Origin of the sequence: Streptomyces atroolivaceus, assembly GCF_000717025.1 — a bacterium.
GTDB lineage: Bacteria > Actinomycetota > Actinomycetes > Streptomycetales > Streptomycetaceae > Streptomyces > Streptomyces atroolivaceus.
Genome location: NZ_JNXG01000013.1, coordinates 1 through 10,236, shown reverse-complemented (window position 1 = coordinate 10,236; position 10,236 = coordinate 1). Strand labels below are relative to the sequence as shown.

Sequence of the window (10,236 nt, the reverse complement as noted above, 5' to 3'; positions counted from 1 at the left end):
AATGACGCACCTCCGTACCGAGCGCACCAGAGCGAGAACACTGATCACGGCCTGCGCCCTCGCAGCCGCCTTCCTCCTGCCCACCGCCCCGGGCGGGGCGTCGGCCGCCACCGGGGCGCAGCCCGCCGCGCACCACGGCGGCTCCGGCACCCCGCACGGCTTCGCCTCGCTGGCGGGCGGCACCACCGGGGGCCGTGGCGGCGAGGTGGTCACCGTCACCGACCAGGCGGGGCTGGAGAAGTACGCCGGTGCGGAGGAGCCCTACATCATCCGGGTGGCCGGTTCGATCGCCGTCGAACCCTTCGGCGCCGACATCGACGTCGCGTCGGACAAGACCATCGTCGGGGCCGGTGACACCGGTGAGATCGTCCACGGCGAACTCCACCTGAACCCCGGCACGAGCAACGTCATCATCCGTAACCTCACCATCCGCGACTCCTACGTCGAGGGCGACTGGGACGGCAAGACGACCGACTTCGACGCGATCCAGATGGACTCGGCCGACCACGTCTGGATCGACCACAACCGGCTGACGCACATGGGCGACGGGCTGCTGGACATCCGCAAGGACAGCCAGTACGTCACCGTGTCGTACAACCACTTCGACAGCCACAACAAGGCGCTCGGCATCGGCTGGACCGAGAACGTCACCACGCAGATCACGATCGACCACAACTGGTTCAGCGGCACGAAGCAGCGCAACCCGTCCGCCGACAACTGCGCCTACGCCCACCTCTACAACAACTACCTCTCCGCGCAGGTCGCGGACGGTGACCCGTTGTGGACGTACGGGAACTGGGCGCGCGGCGCCACGAAGATGGTCATCGAGAACAGCTACTACCGGGACGTCCAGCACCCCTACCAGGCCGACGCCACGGCCGAGCTGGTCCAGCGCGGATCGATCCTGGAGAACACCACCGGCCGCACCGACGCCTGGGGCGCCGCCTTCGAACCGCGTGACTTCTACCCGTACACGCTGGACCGCGCGGCCGACGTACCGAAGCTCGTGACCCGTGACGCGGGTCCGCAGAGGCACATCGGCGCCGCGCCGCACCGCACACACCACTGACCTCCCCCCACGCACGCGTACAGATCCGAGAGAGAAGAGCCGACATGAACATCTCGAAGACGCTCCGGGGGCGTGCCGCGACCGCGGTGTCCCTGACCGCGGTCCTGGCCCTCGCCGCCACCGGTTGTGGTGACGACGGCAGCGACACGGGCACGGAGGGCAGCGGGAAGGGCGAGATCACCTTCTGGGACAACAACGGTGGTCCACGCACCGCCATCTGGACCGAGATCATCAAGGACTTCGAGAAGAAGAACCCGGACATCAAGGTCAAGTACGTCCCGATCCCGATCGCCGACGTCCAGTCCAAGTACGACACGGCCATCGCGGGCGGCGGTCTGCCCGACGTGGGCGGCGTCGGCACGGCCTACCTGGCCAACATCGTGTCCCAGGAAGCCCTGGAGCCGATCAGCGGCCGGCTGGAGAAGTCGCCGCTGAAGGGCAAGCTCGTCGAGAGCATGGTCGAGAGCGTCAGGGCCGCGGCCGGCCGGGGCGAGGACATGTACACCGTGCCGACCTCCGCGAACAACGGCGTGCTCTGGTACCGCACCGACCTGTTCAAGCAGGCCGGCCTGGAGGCTCCCACCACCTGGGCGAAGTTCTACGAGTCCGCCGACAAGCTCACCGACGCGAAGAACAACAAGTTCGGCTACACCATCCGCGGCGGTGCGGGCTCCATCGCCCAGGCCCTGGACGCGATCTACGGCCAGAGCGGCATCACGGAGTTCTGGGACGGCGAGAAGACGACCCTTAACGACCCGAAGAACGTCGCGGCGCTGGAGAAGTACGCCGCCCTCTTCAAGAAGACGACGCCGGCCGCCGACGTCAACAACGACTTCACCAAGATGGTCGCCCAGTGGGACACCGGCACCATCGGGATGCTCAGCCACAACCTGGGCTCCTACCAGGACCACCTGAAGGCGCTCGGCGAGGACAAGTTCGCCGGGATACCCGCCCCCATCGGGGACGGCGGCACGCGCGTCCAGGTCTCGAACCCCGTCGACGGTCTCGGCCTGTTCCGGTCCAGCAAGAACAAGAACGCGGCCTGGAAGTTCATCGAGTTCGCGGCCTCGCACGAGTCCAACAGCAAGTGGAACCAGTCCGCGGGCGCCATCCCGGCCAACACCGAGGCGGCCAAGGACCCGTGGATCGACGAGTCGGAGTCGACCTCGCTCGCCGCGAAGGCCCTCACCGACGGCTCCACCAAGATCGTCGACCTGCCGTACTACCTGCCCGACTGGAACAACATCAGCAAGGCCGACAACGAGCCCGAGTTCCAGAAGCTGCTGCTCGGCAAGGTCACGGCCAAGGACTTCCTGGACAAGATGGCCGAGGAGCTGAACGCCTCCCAGAAGGAGTGGAAGGAACTCGGCAACGGCTGACCCGGTAGTACGCCACGGTCGGCACCCCGGTGACCGGGGGACCGGCGGCGGTCCGGGTCGCACCCCGCCGCCGGTCCCTCTCCCCGGGCTCCACCTCACGTTTGTCCTCCGAGAGGCAGTCCTCCTGTGTCACTCACCCGCAGACAGACGGCAGCCGCGCTCCTCGCGCTGCCCCTCGCCCTCAGCGCCACCCCCGCGCTCGCGCACGGCGGTGGCGGCGGGGGCAGGCCCCGGCCCCGGACACTCCACATCGCGGGCGACTCCACGGCGGCCCAGAAGTACGCCGGCGCCGCGCCCGAGACCGCCTGGGGCATGGCCCTGCCCTTCTTCCTCGGCCGCGCGCTCACCGTCGCCAACCACGCGGTGAACGGCCGGAGTTCCAAGAGCTTCATCGACGAGGGCCGCCTCACCGCCCTCCTGGACGGCGTCCGCCCGGGCGACCTCGTGCTCATCCAGTTCGGGCACAACGACGAGAAGACCGAGGACCCCGCCCGCGGCACCGACCCGTACACCACGTACCAGGAGTACCTGCGGCAGTACGTCAAGGGCGCCCGCGCCCGGCGCGCGGAGCCCGTCCTGATCACCCCGGTCGAGCGCCGGCGTTTCGCCGAGGACGGCACCGCGAAGCCCACCCACGGGGAGTACCCCGCCGCGATGCGCGCCCTGGCGGCCGAGGAGGGCGTGACCCTGATCGACATGCAGGCGCTCTCCCTCGCCCGCTGGCAGGAGCTCGGCCCCGTCGGCACCGAGGCGTACTTCAACTGGCTGGAGCCCGGCGAGTCGCCGAACTACCCCGACGGCAAGCAGGACAACACCCACTTCCGGCCCGACGGCGCCGTCGACGTCGCCAGGGCGACCGCCCGCGCGCTGCTGGACGAGCGGGTGCTCGCCCCGCGCGACCTGCGCCGCCTCGACGACCCGGTGCCCGCGGCGTGGATCACCTGGCCGCAGGCCTGATCCGTTCGCCGCTGCTTCCCTCCGCGCGTTCTCGCGCTGTTCACCCGCACCCTTCCGCGTACGACAGTTAAGGATTCGCCATGCCCGCACGCATGAGACATGTCCGCGCCACCGCCGTGGTGACGGGCTGCGCCTCGCTGGCCCTCGCCGTGTCGCTCCCCGCCCAGGCAGCCCCGAAGCACCACGGCAAGGGCATCGAACGCTCCGTACTCCCGGCAGGCGACGGCTGGGCCTCGGCCGACGGCTCCACCACGGGCGGCGCCGCGGCCACCCCCGAGCACGTCTACACCGTGACCAACCGGGCCGAGCTCATCGCCGCCTTCGAGGACGCGGGGGACGCGCCGAAGATCGTCAGGATCGCCGGCACCGTCCACGGCAACTCCGACGCCGCCGGCACCCCGATCGGCTGCGAGGCGTACCAGCAGGACGGCTACACCCTGGAGAAGTACCTCGCCGCCTACGACCCGGCGGTCTGGGGTACGGCCGAGGTCCCGTCGGGACCGCTGGAGGAGGCACGCGCCGCGTCCGCGAAGCTGCAGGCCGCCGCCGTCAACGTGAACGTCCCGTCCAACACCACGCTCGTCGGCGTCGGCAAGGACGCCACGATCATCGGCGCCAGCCTCCAGGTGAAGAACGTCTCCAACGTCATCGTCCGCAACATCTCCTTCGAGGACACCTACGACTGCTTCCCCCAGTGGGACCCCACCGACGGTGACCAGGGCGCCTGGAACTCCGAGTACGACAACCTCGTCGTCTACGGGTCCCGCCACGTCTGGGTCGACCACAACACCTTCAGCGACGGGGACCGCCCCGACGCCGGCCAGCCCCACTACTTCGGCCAGGTCTACCAGCAGCACGACGGCCTCTTCGACATCGTGCGCGGCGCCGACCTCGTCACCGTGTCGTGGAACGTCCTCAAGGACCACGACAAGACCATGCTCATCGGCAACAGCGACGGCGCCGGGGCCAGCGACCGGGGCAAACTCCGCGTCACCCTGCACCACAACCTCTTCAAGGACGTGAAGGAGCGCGCGCCCCGCGTCCGCTTCGGCCAGGTCGACTCGTACAACAACCACTTCGTCGCCACCAAGGGCTCCGCCTACGGCTACACGTACGGCATCGGCGCCGAGTCCGAGCTCGTGGCCGAACACAACGCGTTCACCGTCCCCAAGGGCTTCGACAAGGCGGCCATCCTCAAGAAGTGGTCCGAGTCCTCCCTCACGGCGGAGAACAACTACGTCAACGGGCGGAAGACCGACCTCATCGCCGTGCACAACGCGGGCGTGCCCGCCGAGCAGCTCACCGAGGGCGCCGGCTGGACCCCGGAACTGCGTACGAAGGTCAACCACCCGCTGGCCGTCCCGCTGCTGGTGGGCCTGGGCGCCGGCGCCGGCAGGCCGACGCTCCGCTGACCCACCCCCGAACCGGCCGGAGCGGCACCGCACCCTTCCACCACCCCGGAAGGCGCCGCTCCGGCTCGCCCCTCTTCGCAAGGAGTACCGCCATGCTCAGCAGACGCCATGCGCTGACCCTGCTCGCGGGAGCGGGCACCGCCCTCGCCCTCGGCGCGCCCGCCACCCACGCCAGGCCCGCGCGCTCCCGCCCCTTCGGCCGTTACGGTTCGCCGGCCCGCCGGCTCGACGCCCGGACGCTGTACGTCGACCCGCAGGGCAGGGGCGACCACACCGGCGTACAGGCCGCCGTGGACGCCGCGTCCGGCACCGGTCACACCCTGGTGCTCGCTCCCGGCACCTACCGCGGGACGGTCCTCGTCACCGCGGCCAGGGCGGAACTCACCCTGATCGGCGCGAGCGGTGACCCCCGTGACACGGTCATCGTGTACGACAACGCGGCCGGTACGCCCAAGCCCGACGGGTCCGGCACCCACGGCACGAGCGGTTCGGCCACCGTCACCGTCCAGGCCGCCGGTTTCACCGCCCGCGACGTGACCTTCGCCAACGACTGGCTGCGCTCCGACAACCCGGAGTACACCGGCACCCAGGCCGTCGCGATCAAGGTGCAGGGCGACCGTTCGGCGTTCTACGGCTGCCGCTTCCTCGGCCACCAGGACACCCTGTACGCCGACAGCCTCGCCCTCACCGCGTTCGCCCGGCAGTACTACCGCGACTGCTACGTGGAGGGGGACGTCGACTTCGTCTTCGGCCGCGCCACGGCCGTCTACGACCGCTGCCACTTCCGCACCCTGACGCGCACCGACCTGGCCTCGGCGCCGTACGGCTTCGTCTTCGCACCCAGCACCGCCGGGGCCAACCCGCGCGGCTACCTGGTCCTGCGCTCCCGGATCACCAGCACAGCCCCCGACGCCCACTACAAGCTGGCCCGCCCCTGGGTGCCCTCCTCGGACCTCACCGCCCACCCGATGCTCACCGTCCGCGACAGTCACCTCGGCGCGGGCATCGACGCGGTCACCCCGTACGGCACGATGTCCTCGGGCTTCCCCTGGCAGGAACAGCGCTTCGCCGAGTACCGCAACACCGGTCCCGGCGCGCGCGTCACCGTCCCCGGCAACCGGCCGCAGCTGACCAGGTCCGAGGCCCGCGCGCACACCACGGCCGACTGGCTGGGCGACTGGCACCCCCGGGGATGACCCGGCGGGCTCCTCCCCGCCCCCACCGGCGTGAGCCCGGCCCGCTGTCCATCCCGCCGGCGCGGACCCGGGCCTGGCCCCGCGCCGGGAGGAAACCTCCCGGCGCGGGGCGTCCTCACCTCTCCGTCACGCCACCGCCTGCACCGCGCGCGTCCCGCCGTCCAGGCTCACCGGGTGGTGGCGCAGCCCCGTCGGGGCCAGCCAGTCGAACGGCTGGTAGACCGCCGGGCCCAGACCCAGGCCCTCGGCCAGCTGCTCGCGCAGGCGGTTGGAGGCGAAGGCGCCGATGACGTTCATCTGGGCGTCCCGGTAGTGGCGCTCCACCTCGTGGCCCTGGGTGACGCCGAACGCGCCGTGGATCTGTACCGCCCGCTGGGTGATCTCCACGGCGAGCTCGGTGGCGTACACCTTCAGCATGCCGATCAGCTGGCGCGCCGGACTGCCCGAAGCACGCTCACGCAGAGCCCGGCGCGCAAGTACCCGGGCCGCGTCCAACTGTGCCCGGGAGTCCGCCAGTTGCGCCTGAACTCCCTCCATGTGCGCGAGTGCGCGTCCGAAGGACACCCGTGCCTGGGCGTGGCGCACCGACGCGGTCAGCGCCGCCTCGGCGGTCGCGATCGCCGCGATCGACACCAGCAGCCAGCCCCACGTCATGCCGTCCGACAGCGCCTGGAACGGGACCGGGACGACGTCCGCCTCAGGGACGTACGCGTCCGAGAGGACCAGCCCGCCCCACGGCATCGCGCGCAGGCCCATGTGCGGGGTCTCGTAGCGCTGCACCCCCGGCTGGCGCAGGTTCACGAAGGCCAGGCACCAGTCGGGGCCGTTGTCCCCGGGGCCCTTGTCGCGGCGCGCCAGGGTCACGGACAGGTCCGCGGTCGGCGCGTTGGTGATACGGGACTTCTCGCCCCGGATGACGTACCCGCCGCCGGGCCGGCCCGACGGGCGGACCGTGGTGCGGTAGGTGCTCGCGTCGCTGCCGGCCGTCGGCTCGACGATGCCGAAGCAGGCCGTCCGCTCGCCGGACAGCAGCGGGCGCAGCAGCTGCTCGTGGTCGCGGAGGCTGCCGTACGTGGCGATGAGGCTGCCGCACAGCAGTGCGGACACCGTCGCGGACCAGTACGTGCCCGAACAGGCCCTGGCCAGCGCCTCCATGGCGTCGAACTGGGCGTCGGCGTCGGCGCCGGAGCCGCCGGCCTCGGCCGGGTGGAACAGCCGCAGATACCCGCTGTCGATCAGTTCGTCCCAGTTCGCGGCCGGTATCCGGCCTTCGGCGTCGGTGGCCGCGGCCCGGGACGCGATGCCCGGGAAGGCCGGCGTGCTTTCTTCGGAGCGGGGTCGGTCGTTCATGGTCCTCACCTTCAGCCGAGTCCGAGCATGGAAGCCGCGACGACGGGGCGCAGCACCTGCGCGCCGCCGCCGGTGCGGGAGAGGAACAGTGCGTCGCGGTGCGCGCGTTCGGCGAGGCCGTCACCGGTCCCGGCGAGTGGTCCGGTCAGGCCGGCCGCCGCCCGGGTGACCCGGTCCGCCGCGTCGGCGACGAACAGCCGTGCCGCGGCCGCGTCCTGGAGCGGGAGAGCGCCGCCGTCATCGAGACGGGAGGCGGTCCGGCGTAACAGGCCCTCGGCGAGTTCGACCTGGGTGGCGAGGTCGGCGAGCGCGAAGCGGGTGGCCTGGTCGTGGGTGAGCGGGCGGCCGAACAGCTCCCGGCCCCGCGCGGCCTCCAGGGCGTCCCGGGCCAGGGCGCGCATGACGCCGAGCCAGGGCGCGCTGCAGTACACCCAGTCCAGGACCGCGAGCAACGGCTCCACCTCGGCTGCCGCGCCCTCGACCGTGCCCAGGACCGACCCGTCGTCCACGTGGGCGCCGTCGAGCAGGAGATGTCCCCAGGGGCAGGTGTGCATGGCCGCCGGGCCGCCCTCGGTGACCAGCAGGCCCGGCGTGGCCCTGTCCACCAGGAAGGTGGTGCGGCCGCCGCCCTGGTGTGCGGCGACGACCAGGAAGTGGTGGGCGACGGGTGCGCCGGCCACCAGATCCAGGCGTCCGGTCAGGAGCCAGCCGCCCTGCCCGGCGGGTGCGGGGCGCGCGGTGACGGCGGGGGCGACGGCGCCGCCGTGCGTCTGGCGCAGCGACAGCGCGCCGAACCACTCGCCGGAGGCCATGCGCGGCAGGTAGCGCTCGCGCTGGCGCGGGGTGCCATGGGCGCGCAGAGGGACGGTGGCCAGGACCGCGTGAACGGCCACGGCCAGGGCCAGCCCGGGATCGCGGGAGCCCTCGGCGAGCCCTTCGAGCAGGGCCAGTCCCTCGGCCGCGGTGCTGCCGCCGCCGCCCAGGGACGCGGGCACCAGGGGTCCGGCCAGAGAGGGCCCGGGTTCCGCGCGTGCCAGTTCGGCGAAGAGTGCGGGGTCCCAGCTCCGGTCACGGTCGCGTTCGGCCGTGGTCGGCCAGGCGAGCCGGCCGGCCAGCTCACGGGAGCGTTCGAGCGGGCCGGCGCCGAGACCGGTGGCCGCCTCCGGGTCCGTACGGAGTTCGGGCTGTGCGAGCACCATTGGATCTCCCCTCGTTCACGGGGCCTTCCCGGCCCCGGCGTGCACGGGTTTCGAAAAGGACGTCCTTGAATTCGCGTACGTGGCATTCCCGGCCGGCAGAGGATTCATGAATACGGGTCATGAAGACGGGCCACCGGGGAATGCGGTCACCATAGTCGGGTGGTAGCGGGCTTCTCTGGTCCAGGACGCCGATTTATCGGACGAATGAGCGAAGTTTTACGCAACTCGACTCTGTGTCATCCAGGTTCCAGTGGTGCCGACCTGACCTGACGTTCCTTGGCGGGACTTGACACGACGTGCATTGCCCCAGCCCACCGGACCCTTGCATCATTTTTTCAGCGCTCCACGGCGTGCCGCTCCAGCGGGATCGTCCGCACGGGTTCCAGTGGCCGCCAATTCAGCATCACGCCAGGGACGGTCCGTCGGAAAGCCGTTCCAGAAAGCCTGAAAGAGAGGGAACGCGCCATGGCAGTCACCCCCGCAGAGACAAGTCTTCCCGTACCGCCCCATCTGTCCGACGCGACCCTGCGCGACTCCGCGCACATGGCGGGCGTCGAGTTCGGGCCCCGCGACGCGGCCGAGATCGCCCGGCTCCTGGTCAGGACCGGCATCGACCTCGTCGAGGTCGGCATGGTCTCGGGCCCCGGCTCCAAGGACGCCGCCCTGATCGAGGCCACCCACGAGGCCATCGGCCCCGAGCGCAGTATGACGCTCGTCGTGGTCCGCGACCGCCATCAGGTGGCCACCGCCCTCGACGAGGCCGCACGTCTGGGCGTGCGCCACATCATGTACTCCATCCCCACCTCCGAGCAGCACGCGAAGCTCAAGCTGGACTCGCCCAGCGCCAAGTTCCTCCACGTAGTGGCCCGTTCGGCGATCTCCCAGGCCAAGGACCGTGGCTTCCACGTCACGTTCAGCGGTGAGGACGGTGCGCGCACGCCCAGGGAACGCCTGGTCCCGTACGTCGAGGCCGGCTTCGAGGCCGGTGCGGACCGGTTCCGGCTCGCCGAGACCGTGGCGTACCTCTCGCCCTGGCAGATGGAGGAGGTCATCTCCGACATCACCGTCATCGACGGCTCGGAGATCGAGATCCACTCGCACAACATGCTCGGCATGGCCGTGGCCAACTCCCTGGCCGCGGTCCGCGCCGGTGCCCGCTGGATCTCCGCGACCGTCGGCGGTATAGGCGAGCGCGGCGGCAACGCGCCGCTCGCCGAACTGCTCACCGCCCTGCGCGTGATCCACGACGACCGGCGCTTCGACCTGACCCACCTGACCGAGCTCTCCCGCATCGCCCTGCGCGGCGCGGGCCTGGGCGAGGCCTTCCAGTCCGGCCCGACCACCCCGCACGCCTTCGCGTACGAGCTGCCCGGCCAACTGCTCCACCCGGAGGCCTACGAGACGCTCCCCGCCGAACTCGTCGGCAACACGCGCGAGTTGAAGGTCAGGACCCGGCTCACCGGCGCGCTGGTGCGCTGGGCGCTCGACGACTCCGGGGTCGTCGTCGACATCGACGCCTTCACCCCCTGGCTCGTAGCCCGACAGGAAGCCGAGGGCGCGCCCCTGCTGGACCGTGACGCGATCCGCAAGGCCGCCGTCGACTTCCAGAACGTCTGAGCCGTCCCGCACGGCCCTGCACCCCCGCCCCGCCCCCACCCCCGCACCGCCCCCCAC

The 10,236-nt window shown here is 71.3% G+C and carries 8 protein-coding genes; 6 read left to right on the top strand and 2 right to left on the bottom strand.

Going from position 1 to position 10,236, the window contains the following annotated elements; all coding sequences use genetic code 11:
• Position 1 precedes the first annotated feature (1 nt).
• The 5 genes from OO67_RS22875 (at position 2) to OO67_RS22855 (ending at position 6,013) form a co-directional block, all read left to right on the top strand.
• On the top strand, positions 2–1,069 hold the full coding sequence (locus tag OO67_RS22875; RefSeq protein ID WP_051709688.1) for a pectate lyase family protein: 1,068 nt from the start codon (positions 2–4) through the stop codon (positions 1,067–1,069).
• Between the two features lie 44 nt (positions 1,070–1,113).
• Complete coding sequence (locus tag OO67_RS22870; RefSeq protein WP_033303053.1) at positions 1,114–2,448, top strand: ABC transporter substrate-binding protein; 1,335 nt, start codon at positions 1,114–1,116, stop codon at positions 2,446–2,448.
• 126 nt (positions 2,449–2,574) lie between these two features.
• Complete coding sequence (locus OO67_RS22865; RefSeq protein WP_033303051.1) at positions 2,575–3,405, top strand: rhamnogalacturonan acetylesterase; 831 nt, start codon at positions 2,575–2,577, stop codon at positions 3,403–3,405.
• 80 nt (positions 3,406–3,485) lie between these two features.
• Positions 3,486–4,817, top strand: a complete 1,332-nt coding sequence (locus OO67_RS22860; protein WP_033303049.1) for a pectate lyase family protein — start codon at positions 3,486–3,488, stop codon at positions 4,815–4,817.
• Positions 4,818–4,909: 92 nt separating this feature from the next.
• Positions 4,910–6,013 carry a pectinesterase family protein gene (locus tag OO67_RS22855; protein WP_033303048.1) on the top strand — a complete coding sequence of 368 codons (1,104 nt, stop codon included), beginning with the start codon at positions 4,910–4,912 and terminating at the stop codon, positions 6,011–6,013.
• A gap of 126 nt (positions 6,014–6,139) precedes the next feature.
• Here OO67_RS22855 and OO67_RS22850 read toward each other — a convergent pair whose 3' ends face one another.
• Positions 6,140–7,363 (bottom strand): acyl-CoA dehydrogenase family protein, encoded by a 1,224-nt coding sequence (locus OO67_RS22850; RefSeq protein WP_033303047.1) that lies wholly within the window; start codon positions 7,361–7,363, stop codon positions 6,140–6,142.
• Positions 7,364–7,374: 11 nt separating this feature from the next.
• Positions 7,375–8,562, bottom strand: a complete 1,188-nt coding sequence (locus tag OO67_RS22845) for an acyl-CoA dehydrogenase family protein (protein WP_033303046.1) — start codon at positions 8,560–8,562, stop codon at positions 7,375–7,377.
• A 465-nt stretch (positions 8,563–9,027) separates the two neighbouring features.
• Here OO67_RS22845 and OO67_RS22840 point away from each other — a divergent pair, with 465 nt between their 5' ends.
• Positions 9,028–10,179: a LeuA family protein gene (locus tag OO67_RS22840; RefSeq protein WP_078598187.1), complete on the top strand. Its 1,152-nt coding sequence runs from the start codon at positions 9,028–9,030 to the stop codon at positions 10,177–10,179.
• The last annotated feature ends 57 nt before the right edge of the window (positions 10,180–10,236 follow it).